Below are 17,810 nucleotides of genomic sequence, written 5' to 3' on the forward strand. Positions count from 1 at the left end.
TTGTTTTATGTCTCTTTTCAGGGAACTTGGACAATGAATTTTGGACAGTAAAAAGTTGTGATTAATTCGGTCAAAACACTTGGCAATATCGGCATCTAATACAAAGTAGCTACCTTGATTAATGGTGATGTATATCCTTGATATTGCGTCATGGGCAGACCTTCCCGGTCGGAAACCATAGCTGGTTCCTTCCATTTTTGATTCCCATTCTGGTTCAAGTGCCGATTTAATCAATGCTTGTCTAGCTCTGTCTTTGATGGTTGGTATTCCTAATGGACGTTTTTCATCCCTACCGGGTTTAGGAATCCATACCCTTCTTAACGGTTTTGCTTTCAGTGTTCCCTTGATTTCTTCGGTTAGATTTAGCCTTTGTTCTGGAGATACTGCTATCATTCCATCGACTCCTGCTGTTTTCTTTCCTTGATTATCTTGGGTTACTTTGCGAACTGCTAATAGACGAGCGTAATACGATTTCACCAATAGACGTTGCAACCTTCTAACCTTTGCATCCTGTCCCGATTTAGCCGCTTGGTATATCCTCTTTTGGAGCTTGAAAACATATCTTTGGATTTTACCCCAGTTGATAGCTTTCCATACATTCGTAGTCTTAGTGGTTTCCGGTTTCCCGAACCCTTTACCTTCTCTCGATTTCGTCATATAGACTCCTACTAGACTCTATCCTTACAATCAAACCGTAACCTGTTAGCGTATCTTGACTATTAACGTCAAGCGTTGGCTTTTGGTTACATCTCACACCCTTTAAGGCTTGCGCTTACACTTATCACTACTGGGTATTTCGACCTGTACCCAGAGCCTAAAAGGGCTTATCACGTTCCGTTTATATGGGCATTCCATCTATAGATTTGTCCTCTCCACCGGGGTACTTTTAAAGGTCTGTGTGAGTGATTTATGGAGTTCCTTACTTTTCCCTTTGTTCTTTTGAACGCAGTGTGTAAACCTATTTCACTACTTAGCTTTTACGATGGTTCAGGTCAGACATTCGGTTCACACCTAATCATGGATGGTTGGCAGTGGTCTCGGTTCTGGTGTTAGGTTACACCTCGGAGCCTTCCGTTCCCCGCTTCAGTCCCAGAGTTGTGATTTCTGAATCTGGGGGTGGCTATCGCCGTTACTCTCACCTTGTAAAGATTTATTACAAGTGTATTGACCTTGAGTCCCCTTGCCTTATTTGGTATCGGGTGATACTAAACGTTGGGACATATAAACAGTTATAAGGTTGGTCAGGGTTGACCTCTTAGATTCAGTCGGGGGACTGAAGACCTTACTAGGCGGTTATTTCAGGCATTTCAGCCCTATTTCATGCCTAAACGTTTCGCACCCATAACTATAGCTATAGTTAATTATTGGTTGCAGCTATTCTCTCATCTCCACCAGCAAGTCTGAGCGCTGATAACTGAACTGATGCTTGAAACTAATTACGGCTTGATTGTCGATAAAATGAGGATTACCGAGGGGATCGATGGCACTGAAAGCGTAAAAATAACGGCGTGCTAGGGGCGGAAAATCGCTAAAATCGAAGATTGTGTCACCTTGGGCCACATCTGCCCAAAAATTTCGTAATTTCGGGGCTAATTCCTCCGCTAGACTCATGGGAAGATTGAGGGGATGGCAGGTTAACAAACGCATCATAAAAGGATAAGAGCGATCGCCTAACCATTGCCGAGAAATAGCGGGTAAATTCTCCCATCCGGGTATATTTTGCAGATGAAAGGATTCTATGGCTAATTCTCCCGTGTTTTCGCAATATTCTAGCACCCGGTAGGGATGGGGATAACTGACGAGGGAACCGGTGGTAATTTCATAGATACCTCTACTAAAAGCCAGATCCTGCACGTGGAGATGGCCAGTAATCAACAATTTTACGCCGTTTTCCTCTAGTATATCGAGCAGTTCTCCCGCATTAGCCAACATATAGCGTTTACCTAATTCATGATTGCTTTGTCCGGGTAAATGCTCGATAACGTTATGATGGATCATCACCATCACTAGATCGTTTTTTAGCGATGGTAAAGTCTGTTTTAACCAATGCAATTGTTCTGCATCTAAACTACCAATTTGTTTACCTTGCTCATCAAATTGATTAGAATTAAGACCGATTAATTGCACTCCGGGTAAAATTTCTTTTTGATAGTATATTTGTTCGGAATGGCTGTAGCCAAATTGTTGATAATAAAAGGGAAAATCTGCTAAACCGATCTGGTTTTCTGTTGCGGTTAAACTCAAAACATCATGATTACCCGGCACCACATAGACGGGAAAGGGTAAAGTGGCTAAACAATCGGCTAACCAACGATGATTTTCTGGTTCACCATCTTGGGTTAAATCGCCAGCAATCAGCAGAAAATCGAGGTTAAGGGTGATGAGATGGTCTAAAACAATTTGTAAAGCGGGAATACTCACTTCCACCAGATGAAAGCGATTAGAATGGTTCAAAATCGTTGTGGGTAAAGCGATATGAGGATCGCTGAGAATGGCGAAACGGAAATTCATCGCATTCAATTGGGCTAAATATCGGTAAACTAGATTGACCGAGGAGAAATGAGGAGAAAATATCTTTGGCTAAAGTTCGCGTTCGTCAGCACGTCAATCCCTTAAGTCATAAATATCGCCATCCGATCGCTCCCCCCGATTGGGATCAAGTTTATCAGGATATGACACTACCTCTCCATCTTGACATTGGTTGTGCGCGGGGTAAATTTTTGTTACAAATGGCCCAAGTATATCCAGAAATTAATTTTTTGGGGATTGAAATTCGTCAACCTTTGGTAATTGAAGCCAATCAGGAACGGGAAAGGTTAGGATTAAGTAATCTCGCTTTTGTTTTTGGCAATATGAATGTTGCCCCAGAAATTTTACTGCAATCTTTGCCCGCAGATAAGTTATTTTGGGTGTCGATTCAATTTCCCGATCCTTGGTTTAAACAGCGTCACAGTAAGCGTCGGGTTGTGCAGCCGGAATTAGTCATAGCTTTGGCTAAGTATATGGTAGCTGGAGGCTGGGTTTTTTTACAGTCGGATGTGGAATCGATCGCCCTGGAAATGACGGAGAGATTTCAAGCACATCCCGATTTTGTTCGGCAACATGAAACCCCCTGGTTAGAGGAAAATATTTTCCCCGTACCGACGGAAAGGGAAAAGTCCACTTATAATAAGGGTCAACCGGTTTATCGCTCGCTTTTTCGAGTTCGGTAGCTTTAGTTAAAATATCTTGGCACTGTCTCAAATCATGGTTATAAATCTTGACTCACCCCTAATACTTGAGGAGAATAATCGCCCCCCTGTCTCTCAATTGCTGGAATTTCTCTTAACCAAAGAAAAAAACAAGAAAAAAACTAAAGAAAATCTTACTTTTGAGGCTTTGGTCGGTACTTGGCGATTATACTTGATCACAGGAACTCAAAAAGCGAAAAAGAGAGCGGGAATTGTTTTGGGTAAGGGGCGCTATCTACCATCCTGGTTAAAAATTACCATCTCTTACCAAAGAAATGAGAGCTTAGAACTGGGAGAATTTATCTCTGGAACCGTCAGCAATCAGATATTTTTAGGGGCAGTAAAACTATCTGTAAGCGGTCCGGTTAAGTTTTTTCCTAAAACCCGTCTTCTTGCCTTTGATTTCACCAGGCTCAACCTAACCCTATTTAATCGCTCTCTCTATTCAGGTTTTATTAGAAATGGCCAGGTAAGCGAAGCTAATTTTTATCAGGAAAATATCAAAAAACAGGCATTTTTTGCCTATTTTCTGATCACAGAAACAATGATAGCAGCCCGGGGACGAGGGGGAGGATTAGCCCTTTGGGTAAAAGAGATAAGTGAGACAAAACTAGCTGAAAAATAATTTATTAGAGGAGAAATAGATGGGATATTCTATCGATGTAGATGGGACAAATTTTGACAGTGAAGTGATCGAGAAATCCTATCTAAATACGGTGATTTTAGACTTTTATGCCCTGTGGTGTGGACCCTGTAAATTGGTAAAACCGATGCTAGAAAAACTAGCAAGTGAATATAATTTTATCTTGGCCAAAATAGATATAGATAAAAATCCCGAATTAGCCGAACAATACGATGTAGAAGGAGTTCCCGATGTGCGAATTGTCAGCAAGGGAGAAGTGTTACCCTGTTTTGTCGGTGCTTTGCCAGAAGAACAAATTAGAGACTTATTTTCCCGTCTCGATTTACAATCGGAATTAGAAACAGGATTAGCAGAAATCAAAGAAGCAATTGCCCTCGATAATTTGCCCGCAGCTAAACAATTATTTGATCGTCTTTTCCCTAAATATCCCAACGAACCGCGATTAATTATTATGGCGGTCAAATTTCTCATGCGTCTAGAAAAATGGTCAGATGCCTATCGATTAATTAGTGCTATTAAAGAGGAAAATCCTGTTATAAAAGGTTGGAAAACTCTCCTAGAATTTCAACAGTTAAAACCAGAAAATAATCCCCTCGATCTGATATTTTTTACTGGGATTAATTTCGCCTTAAAAGAAGATTATGCTGCCGCTTTAGATAAACTGATCAGCCTGGTGGAAGAAAGTAGAAAATATCGTCAGGATGGGGCAAGAAAAGCCATGTTAGCGATATTTCAGATTTTGGGAGTTAGTCATCCCCTCACCCAAGAATACCAAGCAAAGTTAACATTTCTGCTCTACTAGGTAGGGTTTGCGGCAAAAAGTTTGTTGGTGGGGTTAGGAGTCGGTCAAAACTAAAGCAATTCCCCTAGAAATTTCAACAAATCTATTCCTGGAATTTCTGTTGACAACCCCCAGGGAATTGCTAGAAACAAGACAGTTTATTTGTGGCGAATCATTTCATAGAGGGCAACGTATTCTTCCCCGGGGCCATTCCAAGAGTAATCGCATTCCATGCCTTGAATCGCTAATTTTTGGAATTCTTCTGGCTGAGTGTACCACAATTCCAATGCCCGGGACATGGCTGATTCGAGGGCATTATTATCGGGATCAAAAAAGACAAAACCATTGCGTTCTTCCGGTTTGTGATAGGTATCATAATCCCGATCAAAAACCGTATTAACTAAACCACCAACTCCCCGGACAATGGGAACAGTTCCGTATTTTAAGCTGATTACTTGTGTCAGTCCGCAGGGTTCAAAATTACTGGGAACCACAATCATATCAGCACCCGCATAAATGAGGTGAGATAATTCCTCATTAAAGCCCAATTCAATATGAACATCAGGGTTATTATTGAGGTGATTTTTCTCGTGCCAGAACCAGTTATTAATTAACGATTCGGTGGCGGAACCTAAGAGGACAAATTGCGCCCCGCGAGCTAAGGCATAATACATGGCATGGTGAACTAAATGTACGCCTTTTTGGTCATCTAAACGACCGACATAACAAATTAAGGGCTTTTCTGCCTCATCTCTTAACCAGAGTCTTTCTCGCAGTGCCTTCTTATTGCGTGCCTTCTCGGAGAAGCTATCAACACCGTAGGGTGCAGGAATAAATTTATCCACTTCTGGGTTCCAGATATTGTAATCTAAACCGTTGAGAATGCCAGTAAATTTGTGTTGATGCTGGTGAATTGTATGGCCCAAACCATAACTAACATCGGTGTGGTGTGCTTCCCAAGCATGGTGGGGCGAGACGGTATTGAAATAGTTGGAAAAGACGATGCCACCTTTCATAAAATTAATCACAAAAGGATTGAAATTATCACGCATTCGGGCATAGCTAAAGTAGTAAGGATCGTTATTTAATCCTGTTGCCCAGAGAATTTCTGCACCTCCAAATCCTTGGTGTTTAAAGTTATGGATGGTGTAAAGAACGCGCTGATTGCCCATACCATGATATTTATAAACTTCAAAAAGTAAGGGCGGAATTAAACCAGTTTGCCAGTCGTGACAATGAATTATATCGGGACGTTTGTTACTTCTGAGCAAAAATTCTAAAGCGGCTTTGCAGAAGAAAGCAAAACGCATATTATCGTCTTTACAGCCGTAGTAAGTACCGCGATTAAAGAAATTATCCCCCGAATTGGGTTGAATAAAGAAACACAAGCGCCCGTGTACCCAACCACAAAAAACGTTACAGTGAATTGCCCCACCGTACCAAGGCACCCACAGGTCCCGATAAGCCTCGTGTAAGCCCCAAATTTGGTCGTAGCGCATACAATCATACATGGGTAGGATTAGCTCCACGCAATGACCGCGAATTTCTAATTCTCGACTCAATCCATATACCACATCCCCCAATCCCCCAGCTTTAATCACCGGGGCGCACTCAGAGGCAACCTGAACTATATACATATATCAATAACTCCCTCGATTAATCTACAGGTCAGCTAGAAGCAATTTTTACAAAAGTATACAGTCTTCTGTGATTAAATTGGTCGGTCGAATTAGTTGCGGGTTGGGGAAGTGGGAATTATGAATTATGAATTATGAATTGGGGAGTGGGGTGTTGGGGTGTTGGGGTAGTGGGGTGTTGGGGAGAACAAAGCTGCCTTTTGCCTTTTGCCTTTTGCCTTTTGCCTTTTGCCTTTTGCCTTTTGCCTCCTAAAGATTAACAGCGTTTTAACTGTCCTAGGAGCAAAATCACCTCATCGATGCCGTTTCTGAGGGTAGTGGCGGGTTTATCGCTGTTATTGACGGTTATGCTAAAGATTAGGGGTTGATTGTCGGCGGTTTCTAGATAACCAGCGAGGGCGATAACTCCGGTTAATGTCCCGGTTTTTGCCTGTAATCGTCCTTCTAGGGGAGTCTGGCGAAATCTATTGGTTAAAGTGCCATCAATGCCGCCAATGGCTAAAGAACGACGATAATCAGGATTTTCTGCCATTAGTTGTAATATTTCGCCTAAAGTCTTGGGTTTAATCAGATTTTGTCTTGATAGCCCCGAACCATCGCCGATTTTATAACTATCACTGTTAATTCCCAGTTTTGTTAAAATTTCTTGCAATCCCGACACACCGCCGAGCATTTGTAGTAGGGTTTCGGCTAGTAAATTATCGCTATTTTTATTGACTTTTTCCACCAAATATGCTAGGGGTTCTGATTCTAAATGGGTGATTTCATCGCCGCGAATTTCTGAGCTAATTTCGGCGGTTTTAACGGTAATTCCCGCTTTTTCAAGGATATTACGCCAGCGATCGAGGAAATACTCCGAGGGTTGGGGAATAGCTAAATTAAAATCATCTTGACTATCAATAGCCAGAGAACCAGTGATAATCAGGCGATTATTGGCTAAATTGCCCTTAATTGCCAGAGTATTCGGGCTTCCTTGCGCTGCCGTGCTGGTTTGATTCTCAATTAGCCATTGTTTAGCGGCAATGGGATCGGACCATTGTAAATCTAAGTTTTGCCCCAATTGTCGCGGTAAAAGCCTTAAATTGACGGAATTTTCGTTTAAAACCAAGCTAGAAGCACTAACTCCATAGTCAAAAAAGACATCTTCCCATTCCCAAGTTTTTTGACTATCGGAGACGACAAAAGGACTAGCAACGACAATTAAGCGATAAATTGAGTTAATTCCCCTTGCTTTTAACTTTTCTGCTAATTTTTCTAACTTTTCTGTGGTTATGGTTGCATCTCCCCTGCCGACTAAGGTTAAAGTCTCTAAATCGGGGGGGTTGCCTTGGGCTAAAATGGGGGTTTTCAGACGATAATCGCGGTTAAATTTGCTAAAAGCGGCGGCAGTGGTTAATAATTTCGCAGTAGAAGCGGGAGTAAAAAAGTTATTTTCGTGGAGACTATAGAGATTTTCCTGAGAATTGAGGGATTTTACTAAAATTCCCCAATAAGCGCCTTGATAATCGGGGCGGGCCAAAATGCGATCGATCTCGGTGGCTAAGTCTGCTGGACAGATAAACTGGGAAGGGGGGGAATTGTCTTGACTGATGGGGTTTGCGAGGGTGAGGGGATGGTTTACCCAGAGAAATAGGGAACAAGTCCCCAAGAGAAAAGATAATTTTGATCGGCGTGTTAGCATAGAATTAAATCTTGGCAGTAGTCAAATTGGCTCTAATTTAGCAGCATTAGTGACTATATTGTGCTAGTTACTCGATAGATTCGGTTAGGGATTGATCCGAGATATTCGCTCTCCTTTTTGCCCTGAAAGTTTTTTGATTCCGTCAAATTTCTATTTATTTGCGAGGATATTTTTATGAGTTATGATTTTGATCTATTCGTGATTGGTGGTGGTTCTGGGGGTATTGCCACCGCTAGACGGGCTGCCGAATACGGGGCAAAAGTGGGATTGGCAGAATACGATCGTTTAGGAGGAACCTGTGTTAATCGCGGTTGTATTCCTAAAAAATTAATGGTTTATTCTAGTCGTTTTCCCCAACTATTTAAGGATGCGGAAGGTTACGGTTGGAGTCCGGTAGAGAGTCAGTTAAATTGGCAAAAATTAATTAGCGCGCTTAATCAGGAAACTATCCGTTTAAATGGCATTTATCAAAAGATGCTCGATAATTCTCAAGTGACGCTTTTTCCTAATTATGCCAAGTTTATTGATACCCATACCCTAGAGGTGGGAGATCAGAAAATTACTGCCGATAAAATTTTAATTGCCGTGGGGGGACATCCCGTTAAACCTGATATTCCGGGGATCGAACATACAGTAGTTTCTGATGCCATGTTTCAACTGCCAGAACAACCAAAAAGAATTATAGTTTTAGGGGCGGGATATATTGGGGTAGAATTTGCCGGTATTATGCACGGATTAGGGACAGAAGTGGTGCAGTTAATCCGTAGAGACAAGATTTTAAGAGGGTTTGATGAGGATATCCGCGATGAGATTCAAGCGGAAATGATCCGTCAGGGAATTAAAATTATGCCCGAAACTTTCCCCACTTCGATCGAGAAAACTGCTGAGGGTTTAAAAGTACATATTCAGGGTCAAGAAACCTCAGAAATCTTATTTGTTGATGCCCTAGGATTAGCCGCTACTGGCAGAATTCCTAAGCTGGAAAAATTAGGCTTAGAGAATGTCAATGTCGAGGTAAAAAATCGGGCAATTGTCGTCAACGAGTATAGCCAAACCAGTGAAGATAATATCTATGCCGTGGGCGATTGCACCGATAAAATTAATTTAACTCCCGTGGCGATTAATGAGGGACGAGCTTTTGCCGATACAGTCTTCGGTAATAAACCCCGGTTAATGAGTTATGAAAATGTTCCTTCGGCAGTATTTTCTACTCCTGAAGCGGCGACGGTGGGATTAACAGAATTGCAAGCAAAAAAACAATATGGTGACACGGTAATTAAAGTTTATCGGTCTAAATTCCGCCCTGGTTACAATGTTTTACCAGACCGAGAGGACAAAACTTTGATGAAATTAGTTGTCCATCAGGAAAGTGGTAAAATTCTCGGAGCGCACATGGTGGGAGATCACGCCGCCGAAATTATTCAAGGAGTAGCCATTGCCGTAAAAATGGGCGCAACAAAAGCCGATTTTGATGCCACTGTCGGCATTCATCCCAGTGCTGCCGAGGAATTTGTCACCATGCGTTAATCAGCAATTTTAGGTGTGTTAAACCAACCTAACACACCAGAGAAAATTAAACTTTTGGGCTATTGACAATTGAGCCATTTTGTGATGTTTTTTCGGTTAATTTTTGAGCGAGATTTAAGATATCAGAGGGGAGCATAATCACGGTACTGGTGTTATTTTCCGCTCCAATTTCCGTTAACATTTGTAGGCGGCGTAATTCCAAGGCGGCGGGGTTTTCCATGATTAATTGGGAAGCTTCCGCTAATTTTAAGGAGGCTTCCTGTTCTGCGGCAGCTTTAATCAAACGGGCCCGTTTTTCTCGCAATGCTTCCGCTTCCTTGGCCATGGCCCGCTGCATACCGGTGGGAATTTCCACATCTTTCATCTCCACCCGTTCGATATCAATGCCCCAGGGTTCGCTAATTTCATCGACAATTTGTTGGACCGCTTGATTGATTTTGTCCCGTTTTTGCAAGACATCATCGAGATGATTTTGACCGACGACATTTCTTAAAGTGGTCATGGCCGCTTGATAAACGGCCGCGGGGTAGGATTCGACTTTATTAATCGCTTTGCTAGGGTCGATAATACGATAGTAGAGAACCGCATTAACCTTAATTGTGACATTATCGGCGGTGACAGTTTCTTGCGGGGCGATATCGACGGTTTTAGTGCGAATATCCAGCTGCATTTTTTGGTCAACTAGGGGAATGATCCAGTACAGTCCGGGACCTTTGGTGTCTTGATAACGCCCTAGGCGAAAGATAACACCACGCTGGTATTCTCGATCGATTTTAAAGCCATTTAATCCCAGAATGCCCGCTATAAACAGCAAGGGTGCTAAAAATTCCATATTAATTACCAGTTATCGGGTTCAAGTTAATCGGTGTGCGGTGACATCTCAATTGCCATCTCCTCGCTCCTGACCACTAATACATTCATTCTAGACAGTAACCGGGCTGTCGGGGAAACTCATAACGAAATATTACAATTTTTAGGAATTGCCTAACCGGCAGGGATGACTCGACTTCCAGACCCCGACCTGAGATAAACTACAGAATGTTATCAGAATTTACCTTGATATTATGAGCGTAGTTAGCCAAGTCATCCTCAAAGCCGACGACGAACTTCGTTATCCTAGTAGTGGTGAACTACAGGGTATCGGGCAATTTTTAAAAACCGGTGAGCAGAGAATTCGCATTGCCGAGACTCTCGCTGAAAATGAGAAAAAAATCGTCGATCAGGCTCAAAAACAACTGTTCAAGAAACGTCCCGATTATAGAGCGCCGGGGGGTAATGCCTACGGTCAGCGTCAATATAATCAATGCTTGCGCGATTATGGTTGGTATCTGCGTCTAGTTACCTATGGGGTATTAGCCGGAGATAAAGGACCGATCGAACAAACCGGCCTGATCGGGGTCAAAGAGATGTATAACTCTCTTAATGTTCCCGTCCCCGGCATGGTGGAGGCGATTCGTTGTCTCAAAGAGGCCGCTTTAGCTCTTTTGACTCAAGAGGATGCTGTGGCAGCAGCCCCCTACTTCGACTTTATCATCCAGTATATGTCCTAAGCGATCGGGACAATCCCAGAGGCCTGAAGTCTGAAAAGGGGCAATTTTCGTCTCTTTCAGAGTTCAGGCTTAACTTTTTTCAATGATAACAAGGGCCGAATCTAAAACCTAATTGATTAAGCTAAAAGCTTTGATGTACTTAGTTTCTAACCTTTTTTTAGGTAGGAGAATTGCCAGATTCTGTTTTGTGCCTCTTGCCTTTTGCCTTTTGCCTCTTGCCTTCAGAAGCTGATAACTGATTATGTTTTGGCGAATTATACTACTTACTTTTCTGATTCCATCGGTCTATGGGGTGTTTGGCTGGTCGATCGCCCATGAGCGTTTATCATGGAGTGATTGGTTACTTGCCCGTGGTGATGAGATGAATTGGACTCTCACTAGCGAATGGCTAGAAATGATCATCTATATCCTAGCGGTGGGGGTTATCCTCTCAATTGCCCTAGGATTAACTTTGTTTAGTCACTTAATGCCGCTATTTTTCCGCAGTTGGTTTAAAAACGATATTAGCGCTGTATTATCAATTCTCGGCTGGTCTTTGGCGGTAGTCTTTATCTTCCACAAGTGGGCGGTATTTAGTCGAGTGTTAATCCTATTAGCTGCTACTATCCTCGGTCGTCTAGAACTTCAGGAAGCGGGTTACAATAGGTGGCAAGTTTTCCTGATGATCACCATCCTCTGCTTAGGTAGTTTTGGCTTGGGAATTTGGGCTTATAATCTTTGGGGTCAAGAATTTCATCGAGTGACTACTGATTAATCTTATCTGGTGCGTTACGGCCGATTACTAATTTTGGTTTTTCATTACAAGGTTATCGCCGCAAACACGCACCCTACAAAATTGCTTATCTCTAATTGTTAAAAAGTATGCCCAAAAAAAATAACGATACCCTCAAACGAGTCTTAATTGTTTCCTCTGGTTTAGTATTTCTGGCTTTAATGGTGGTGCCAACTTTAGGCTTATTGAAAAATAATAATTCTAATTCCCCCCAAGGCAGTCAACCAGGACAAGAGGCAACTATTCCCCCCGAAAAATTAGAAGAAATGGTCAAAGGTTACGAGAAAATTCTCGAACGCGAACCGGATAACCCCACTGCTTTACAAGGACTGGCACAAGCTCGCTTACAGTTAAAAGATTTTATCGGAGCCAGAGAACCTTTAGAAAAGTTATATCAAAAATATCCCGACAATCTGGAAGTTATGCTAGTTCTTTATGGAACAAGATTACAAACTCAAGATTTTTCTGGAGCAAAAAGTCTCCTAGAAAAATTAGTCAAAAACTATCCCCAAGAACCGAAGTTTAAGGAGGAATTAACTCGCTTAAATCAAGCGATCGCGGCAGCTTCCCAACAGCAACCCCCAGAACCTAAAAAGTAATGAAAAAAGAATTAATTATCGAAGCTGGGCGAAGTGAAAGACAATATCGAGCATTTTTTATTTCTTGACTTGTTGCGATTATCGGCATTTTGGGCATCACTGCGGCCATTCTTCGGTAAATTAGCCCTTTTACCTGGTCATGGCGCTGCCCCCTAGACAACTAGAAAGAAACTTTGCCAATATCATCTAACCCTGACATTAGCTAACTTTGTTAGATAAGAACTTTTTTAAGAATAGAGTTCTTGCATAATTAATTTTTGAGAGTGCAAAAATGAGAAAAATAGACATAAAATTGCATAAAAGCCCTAAATAGAGCATTTAATTGATTAATGCTCATTCTTAATTCTCCTGACTCCTGAATACTGGCTCGGAGACTCCTCACCTAAGGTCAGATTTTTGATTTTTGCAAGAGGTCTAATTATGATCGGCCTATAATAATAATTGTAGTCACCCCGATCCTTTAGGGATAATTCTTGGTTTAGGGTTGATGTCCTTCAGCGCAAGCGAGATTGGTTATGAAAATTAGCGAACTAGAAAACTACTTGGCTCAGATTAAGTCAGAGATTGGTGACATTGATATCGTCTACCAATGTCGCAACCAGCACTATAGTTGGTTGGACAAAATTAGAAGTCATCAACTGAAAGTGTTAAAAAATACCTCTGACACTAAATTATTGATTTCTCTGTGATAGCCATTTTCTCTTGCTAGATGCCGGCAAGGTAATCCAGTCTGTCTAATCTGCTTAACAGTTTATCTTTTCTTCACTGTCGATAGGTTCTTAAACCAGCCGCGTCGCCAAAAGAAAATGATTAAACTGAAAGCAACCGTTAGCATCAACACCCAGACGAATACATAGCCCCAATACCATTCTAATTCGGGCATATTATAAGGGGATTTATCAGTATTAAAGTTCATGCCATAAATACCGACAATGAAGGTGAGCGGGATAAAAATCGTCGAGATTACCGTTAAAGTTTTCATAATCTCGTTCATTTTATTACTCACGGAAGATAGGTAAAAATCCATTAAACCATTGGCAAATTCCCGGTAATTTTCGATAACATCGAGGATTTGTACCACATGGTCATAACAGTCTCTTAGATAGGGTTTAATGGTTGTATCGATGACAATATACTCATCGCGTAAAAGAGCATTGAGGGTGTCTCTTTGCGGCCAAATTGCTCGTCGCAGGGAGAGTAATTCCTGACGTATTTGGTAAATTTTTGATAAAGTCTGTTCCGTGGGACTAGCTAAAATTTCGTTTTCTAACTCCTCGATTCTTTCTCCGTAGGACTCTAAAACAGGAAAATAACCGTCAATAATGGCATCCCAAATCGAGTAGGCTAAATAACCCGATTTTTGCTGCCGGATGGAACCTTTATTTAAACGGATTCTTTCCCTGACTCCTTCCAAAGAATCGTATTGTCCTTCTTCCTGCACAGTTAAAATATAATTCTTCCCGACTACTAAACTGATTTGTTCTAACAAAAAACCCTGATGATCGATCAGGATGGCCATTGGCACTATAATTAAAAGATAATTCTCGCATTCTTCCACTTTTGGTCTTTGGGGAATACTGACTATATCCTCAAGAGTTAAGGGATGTAAATGAAAAATTTCTCCCAACTCTTGCAGTTTATCTTCATTACCCAAACCGACGATATCAACCCAAGAGATGGAATCATCGGATAAATATTTAAGACAGTCTTGAGGTAAAAGATTATTAACTATAGTGGCTTTTTGAGAATTATAATTAATTAAAAATATCTCGGTAGCAACGGCATTTTCATCGATGGTGATTAACCCCGGCATCGTCCCCGGTTGGTTATAGTGATAATCATAAAGGTGGGGTTTTGTCCTGGAGGATTTTCGCCCTTTTTTATACCTAGTTAATCTTTTGTTATTGCTCATAGTTGAGATCGATCGCTGTTTGCCTTTTTCTTAGCATTGATCGCTCAAACATTCCTCAATTTTTAGCTAACTTTAAGATTGTCCGAGACTCTTAAAAAACGAAGATTAAACGTAAATGCCAATTATTAGCCGTTTCCCTCTCGATTTCGATGCGACGGATAAACTCGCGAAAATAAAAACGGCGCTCGATTTCCGATAAATCTCGCCAAAATTGCGGAAAAGCAACGGCACGAGCGATAATAGTCAGGTTATCCGGGGGTAATTGGTCTAAACGTCCTTGAATCTGCGCGATCTCGTTTTTCAGTTTATAGGCCCGTAGATTAGCCGTTTCTTGATCTAAAATTCCCGCCGCTTCTAGGGAGGGCAATTGCGACAAAATATCGTTTTTTTGTCCTATTTCCTCGCTCATTCCCCGTTTGATCCCCTCTAAATCTGGTAAAGATATCTGAGCGATCGTCGGTGGTAGGTCTTGACAAATGCGCTCGATTGTGCTATCTAGAATTTTCTCATAAGCGATCGCCGAACATTTTTTTGTCCTGGGACATTGCAAAGGTCGCAAATAGAGGTATTCTAGGCCCTTTCCTCGCGCTGTCACTTTGGTAATCGTCATCCCCGATTGACATTGACTACAGACGACTAAACCCGCTAAGGAACGCGGGGCGCTGGCACTGCGGGGGGGTAATTTGCGATTATTTCTCAGGATGCGATCGATCTGGGCCGCTTCTTCCCGGGAGATAATCGGGGTGTGGGTATCGGGGATAATATCTTGACCGAGATAGCACAAATCGCCGCGATAAACGGGATTAGTCAGCCATTTATGGGCAGTAGCTACCGATATCTTCTTACCGTAGCGTTTTTCTAGATAGCGCACCGTGGAACGCAGGGAAGCGGAAATCAAAAAGCGATCAAAAAAGTCTTTGACTACTGGCGCGGTACTGCGATCGAGTATATAACGCTCCTTGCCACGACGATAACCGTAGGGTGCTTTTCCGGGGGGAGGCAAAGCTTGCAGACGATTATGAGCGTGGCCTGCTTTTAAACGATTACTTAGTTCGTTTTTTGATATTTCTTGCAGAATCTTGGCAAAATTCAGCTTATAATCTGGGTCTTCTAGGGCAATTATATCTATGTCGAGGGCTTCTAAGGATTGTAAAATTTTGCTAACTTCTGTGCCATTGTCTCCCAATTCTGCTAGACGACGCAGGATCAGCAGTCGGGGGGGAGTCTCTTGACAATCGCGGAGCAGTTGCTGCCGTTGTGAGCGATCGCCAAAATCCTGATACACTTGTTCGGGAGAATAGGTCGAAATCGAGGCATCGGGGGGACTATCAAGCAGGGGATTGGTATAGGTGTAGGCGATAATTTTCATGTTTTGCCGAAATCCTAGTATAGATAAGCTGTAGTGCTGAAAAAATGACGCACCCCACCGCTACAAGAACAGCCTACAATATTTAGACTAAATCCAGTTATTAAAGACTGATTATTTATACAACCCCGTAGAAATGTTAGATTTTAGGGGTGGTGATAATTTATCTATCTATCCCTCCCATTGATCGATCTAGGAGATAAGCAATGAAAATGAAAGTTATCGTTCACGAGGCGGAGGAAGGTGGCTTCTGGGGGGAAGTCCAGGCGCTCCCCGGCTGTGCCACCCAAGCAGAAACTTTCGAGGAACTACTAGAGAATTTACACGAGGCGATCGAAGGTTGTCTATCCATAGATGTGGAATCCTTGCCGACCGATCCGAAAACTCGGATTCTAGAGATAGCGATATGAAATCGATTTCTGGGAAAAAGTTCGCCAAAATTTTAGAGCGTCACGGATGGGAATTATTGAGAATTCAAGGTAGCCATCACATTTACTGTATTACTCGTTCAGACTGTCTATGAACCATCGTCAACAATTAATTCAAGAACTCGAACAAGCACCTGATGATCTAATAGAAACCGTGTTAGATTTTTTACATCGAGTTCAGGCAACAGGCAACAGTCATCCTCTAGCCAATTTTTCAGGCATTTTAAGCGATTCAGAGGCACAAGAACTGCAACAAGCCATTAAAACAGAATGTCGTCAGGTAGATGTCAATGAGTGGTGAAATGGATTGCTGCTCAATGTATAGAAAATAATTGGGTATTGGTGACAGATGATACTGATTTTAATTATGTAGATGGACTGATTTTAGAACGTTGGTAAGGAACGCATCACCTACAAAAACAGCCTACAATATTACTAGGCGATCAAATATTCCTGGAAATTCAGATGAGTCAATCCCCCGTCACCGATTCCCTAGAAATTATCCTGACAAATATCACGGAAAAATTAGACTCTTTACAGAAAGATTTCACCGATCTAAAAGTAGATATGGCCGAGGTGAAAACCGAACTCAAAAGTATTGATAGGCGATTGGAAAAAGTAGAGGGAACACAGAACGCTTTAATTCAGGATGTATCGGACCTTAAGGGAGCAAAATCGTTGATTATTCCCGTGGTAGTGGCAGTATTAACCAGTATTCTGACTCTGCTGGTGCGATCGATCCCTAATCCTTAAAAGCTTCCCCGTTTGTATAGTAAATTCGTAGGTCGGGTTGAGGCAACGAAACCCGACCTATATCCTCGGTGGTTAGGTTGAACAGAGTGAAACCCAACCTACAGCAAATTATCCCTCGTTCCGACGACCTTTAACCCCCAGTAAACCCAATCCGAACAGGGACAACGCCGCGATCGCACCAGGTTCGGGAGTGGCGACCGAGGGGGGTATGTCGGCTGTGTTGATCTGGAAACTGGGGGCCATGGAACCAGACGTGAAAGTAGCGCCACCGTTAGTACTAAATCTCTGCAATCCCGTTTCTCCTGTTCCGGATACTACTGGCATTGACGATAGCGTCGCGATTTCCGTCGGGGTTATACTCGGCTGATTGACGCGCCAGCTGAAAGATCCACTGGTAGTGGTAACGTATAACCAGTATTTAGTACTGGCGTTAAACGTGAAGGGGCTAGTGGGAGTGAAGGTGTAGCCAAAGTTTCCCGTTCCTTGAGGGGTGGGATTGGTGAAACTGGCGAGGACGGTACTGCCCGGATTGTCTGTTCCGTTATCTTGGCGAATCTGGACGAGGGGATTGTCTCCGGTTTCGTAGTCCCCGAGTCGCAGGATCACGTTGCCGAGGCTGTAATTGTTACCCGCGGGCAGGATAAAGGGGATCGCTACTACTATGTTGCTACTGCTGATCCCAGACGGAATATTATCATTGGTTTGCGGGAGATTCCCGATGATAACCGCCGCGCGGACAGGGTTTACCCCCCCATTAGTACAAAAGAACTACCAATGCCCGCCAACACCAAAGACATAGGTAAGGTTTTCATGATCTCTAAAAAAGTTCAGAAAGATTGCCTTAATTCTATAGCAGCTGTCTCTTCTGTTCAATCATTGATTAGATTTTGTCATCATTTACCGTCTGGTATGATATTTAATTCTATAGGGT

General features: G+C 42.3%; 18 protein-coding genes. 10 read left to right on the top strand and 8 right to left on the bottom strand.

Annotation, left to right across the window (positions count from 1 at the left end; all coding sequences use genetic code 11):
* Positions 1–657: reverse transcriptase N-terminal domain-containing protein (locus N0824_RS00170; RefSeq protein WP_199224868.1), on the bottom strand; the 657-nt coding region annotated here is incomplete at its 3' end.
* 717 nt (positions 658–1,374) lie between these two features.
* Complete coding sequence (locus tag N0824_RS00180) at positions 1,375–2,511, bottom strand: metallophosphoesterase (RefSeq protein WP_108935262.1); 1,137 nt, start codon at positions 2,509–2,511, stop codon at positions 1,375–1,377.
* A gap of 65 nt (positions 2,512–2,576) precedes the next feature.
* On the opposite strand from N0824_RS00180, the gene trmB reads away from it, so the two are divergent.
* From trmB to N0824_RS00195, 3 genes are read left to right on the top strand one after another with little or no spacing between them, the layout of a single operon-like run.
* Positions 2,577–3,212: a tRNA (guanosine(46)-N7)-methyltransferase TrmB gene (gene trmB, locus N0824_RS00185; RefSeq protein ID WP_108935263.1), complete on the top strand. Its 636-nt coding sequence runs from the start codon at positions 2,577–2,579 to the stop codon at positions 3,210–3,212.
* A gap of 34 nt (positions 3,213–3,246) precedes the next feature.
* Positions 3,247–3,855 carry a hypothetical protein gene (locus N0824_RS00190; RefSeq protein ID WP_108935264.1) on the top strand — a complete coding sequence of 203 codons (609 nt, stop codon included), beginning with the start codon at positions 3,247–3,249 and terminating at the stop codon, positions 3,853–3,855.
* 19 nt (positions 3,856–3,874) lie between these two features.
* Positions 3,875–4,675 (top strand): tetratricopeptide repeat protein, encoded by an 801-nt coding sequence (locus N0824_RS00195; RefSeq protein ID WP_108935265.1) that lies wholly within the window; start codon positions 3,875–3,877, stop codon positions 4,673–4,675.
* Positions 4,676–4,812: 137 nt separating this feature from the next.
* On the opposite strand, the gene glgA is transcribed toward N0824_RS00195, so the two are convergent.
* The gene (gene glgA / locus N0824_RS00200) at positions 4,813–6,291 is read right to left on the bottom strand and encodes a glycogen synthase GlgA (protein ID WP_108935266.1); all 1,479 of its coding nucleotides are present in this window, start codon (positions 6,289–6,291) and stop codon (positions 4,813–4,815) included.
* Between the two features lie 256 nt (positions 6,292–6,547).
* The gene (gene dacB / locus N0824_RS00205; protein WP_108935267.1) at positions 6,548–7,972 is read right to left on the bottom strand and encodes a D-alanyl-D-alanine carboxypeptidase/D-alanyl-D-alanine-endopeptidase; all 1,425 of its coding nucleotides are present in this window, start codon (positions 7,970–7,972) and stop codon (positions 6,548–6,550) included.
* Positions 7,973–8,146: 174 nt separating this feature from the next.
* Here dacB and gorA point away from each other — a divergent pair, with 174 nt between their 5' ends.
* On the top strand, positions 8,147–9,499 hold the full coding sequence (gene gorA, locus N0824_RS00210) for a glutathione-disulfide reductase (RefSeq protein ID WP_108935268.1): 1,353 nt from the start codon (positions 8,147–8,149) through the stop codon (positions 9,497–9,499).
* 46 nt (positions 9,500–9,545) lie between these two features.
* Here the strand turns inward: gorA and N0824_RS00215 are convergent, their stop codons facing one another.
* A complete protein-coding gene (locus tag N0824_RS00215; protein WP_108935269.1) occupies positions 9,546–10,331 on the bottom strand; it encodes a slipin family protein in 786 nt (261 codons plus the stop codon).
* Positions 10,332–10,563: 232 nt separating this feature from the next.
* Between N0824_RS00215 and N0824_RS00220 the strand changes: the two genes are divergently transcribed.
* The 3 genes from N0824_RS00220 (at position 10,564) to N0824_RS00230 (ending at position 12,420) form a co-directional block, all read left to right on the top strand.
* Positions 10,564–11,049 carry an allophycocyanin subunit alpha-B gene (locus N0824_RS00220; protein ID WP_004161407.1) on the top strand — a complete coding sequence of 162 codons (486 nt, stop codon included), beginning with the start codon at positions 10,564–10,566 and terminating at the stop codon, positions 11,047–11,049.
* A 241-nt stretch (positions 11,050–11,290) separates the two neighbouring features.
* Complete coding sequence (locus N0824_RS00225; protein ID WP_108935270.1) at positions 11,291–11,803, top strand: hypothetical protein; 513 nt, start codon at positions 11,291–11,293, stop codon at positions 11,801–11,803.
* Between the two features lie 107 nt (positions 11,804–11,910).
* Positions 11,911–12,420 carry a tetratricopeptide repeat protein gene (locus N0824_RS00230; RefSeq protein ID WP_108935271.1) on the top strand — a complete coding sequence of 170 codons (510 nt, stop codon included), beginning with the start codon at positions 11,911–11,913 and terminating at the stop codon, positions 12,418–12,420.
* Positions 12,421–13,171: 751 nt separating this feature from the next.
* Here N0824_RS00230 and corA read toward each other — a convergent pair.
* Together corA and N0824_RS00240 are read right to left on the bottom strand one after the other, a co-directional pair.
* Complete coding sequence (corA, locus tag N0824_RS00235) at positions 13,172–14,332, bottom strand: magnesium/cobalt transporter CorA (protein WP_108935272.1); 1,161 nt, start codon at positions 14,330–14,332, stop codon at positions 13,172–13,174.
* Between the two features lie 91 nt (positions 14,333–14,423).
* Positions 14,424–15,701: a recombinase family protein gene (locus N0824_RS00240; RefSeq protein WP_108935273.1), complete on the bottom strand. Its 1,278-nt coding sequence runs from the start codon at positions 15,699–15,701 to the stop codon at positions 14,424–14,426.
* Between the two features lie 203 nt (positions 15,702–15,904).
* On the opposite strand from N0824_RS00240, the gene N0824_RS00245 reads away from it, so the two are divergent.
* The 3 genes from N0824_RS00245 (at position 15,905) to N0824_RS00260 (ending at position 16,879) form a co-directional block, all read left to right on the top strand.
* The gene (locus tag N0824_RS00245) at positions 15,905–16,108 is read left to right on the top strand and encodes a type II toxin-antitoxin system HicB family antitoxin (protein ID WP_004160718.1); all 204 of its coding nucleotides are present in this window, start codon (positions 15,905–15,907) and stop codon (positions 16,106–16,108) included.
* A 109-nt stretch (positions 16,109–16,217) separates the two neighbouring features.
* Entirely contained in the window at positions 16,218–16,427 is a 210-nt protein-coding gene (locus N0824_RS00250; RefSeq protein WP_108935274.1) for a hypothetical protein, read from the top strand.
* A 164-nt stretch (positions 16,428–16,591) separates the two neighbouring features.
* Entirely contained in the window at positions 16,592–16,879 is a 288-nt protein-coding gene (locus N0824_RS00260; RefSeq protein ID WP_108935275.1) for a shikimate dehydrogenase, read from the top strand.
* Positions 16,880–16,987: 108 nt separating this feature from the next.
* Here N0824_RS00260 and N0824_RS00265 read toward each other — a convergent pair whose 3' ends face one another.
* Positions 16,988–17,602 (bottom strand): choice-of-anchor R domain-containing protein, encoded by a 615-nt coding sequence (locus N0824_RS00265; RefSeq protein ID WP_306438732.1) that lies wholly within the window; start codon positions 17,600–17,602, stop codon positions 16,988–16,990.
* Positions 17,603–17,810: the final 208 nt, after the last annotated feature.

Origin of the sequence: Microcystis sp. 0824 (assembly GCF_003112475.1) — a bacterium.
GTDB lineage: Bacteria > Cyanobacteriota > Cyanobacteriia > Cyanobacteriales > Microcystaceae > Microcystis > Microcystis aeruginosa_C.

Coding starts and splice junctions, on each gene's coding strand:
- N0824_RS00180 (WP_108935262.1), bottom strand. CDS start 2,511: ATGAATTTCCGTTTCGCCATTCTCAGCGATCCTCATATCGCTTTACCC.
- N0824_RS00190 (WP_108935264.1), top strand. CDS start 3,247: ATGGTTATAAATCTTGACTCACCCCTAATACTTGAGGAGAATAATCGC.
- N0824_RS00195 (WP_108935265.1), top strand. CDS start 3,875: ATGGGATATTCTATCGATGTAGATGGGACAAATTTTGACAGTGAAGTG.
- glgA (WP_108935266.1), bottom strand. CDS start 6,291: ATGTATATAGTTCAGGTTGCCTCTGAGTGCGCCCCGGTGATTAAAGCT.
- dacB (WP_108935267.1), bottom strand. CDS start 7,972: ATGCTAACACGCCGATCAAAATTATCTTTTCTCTTGGGGACTTGTTCC.
- gorA (WP_108935268.1), top strand. CDS start 8,147: ATGAGTTATGATTTTGATCTATTCGTGATTGGTGGTGGTTCTGGGGGT.
- N0824_RS00215 (WP_108935269.1), bottom strand. CDS start 10,331: ATGGAATTTTTAGCACCCTTGCTGTTTATAGCGGGCATTCTGGGATTA.
- N0824_RS00220 (WP_004161407.1), top strand. CDS start 10,564: ATGAGCGTAGTTAGCCAAGTCATCCTCAAAGCCGACGACGAACTTCGT.
- N0824_RS00225 (WP_108935270.1), top strand. CDS start 11,291: ATGTTTTGGCGAATTATACTACTTACTTTTCTGATTCCATCGGTCTAT.
- N0824_RS00230 (WP_108935271.1), top strand. CDS start 11,911: ATGCCCAAAAAAAATAACGATACCCTCAAACGAGTCTTAATTGTTTCC.
- corA (WP_108935272.1), bottom strand. CDS start 14,332: ATGAGCAATAACAAAAGATTAACTAGGTATAAAAAAGGGCGAAAATCC.
- N0824_RS00240 (WP_108935273.1), bottom strand. CDS start 15,701: ATGAAAATTATCGCCTACACCTATACCAATCCCCTGCTTGATAGTCCC.
- N0824_RS00245 (WP_004160718.1), top strand. CDS start 15,905: ATGAAAATGAAAGTTATCGTTCACGAGGCGGAGGAAGGTGGCTTCTGG.
- N0824_RS00250 (WP_108935274.1), top strand. CDS start 16,218: ATGAACCATCGTCAACAATTAATTCAAGAACTCGAACAAGCACCTGAT.
- N0824_RS00260 (WP_108935275.1), top strand. CDS start 16,592: ATGAGTCAATCCCCCGTCACCGATTCCCTAGAAATTATCCTGACAAAT.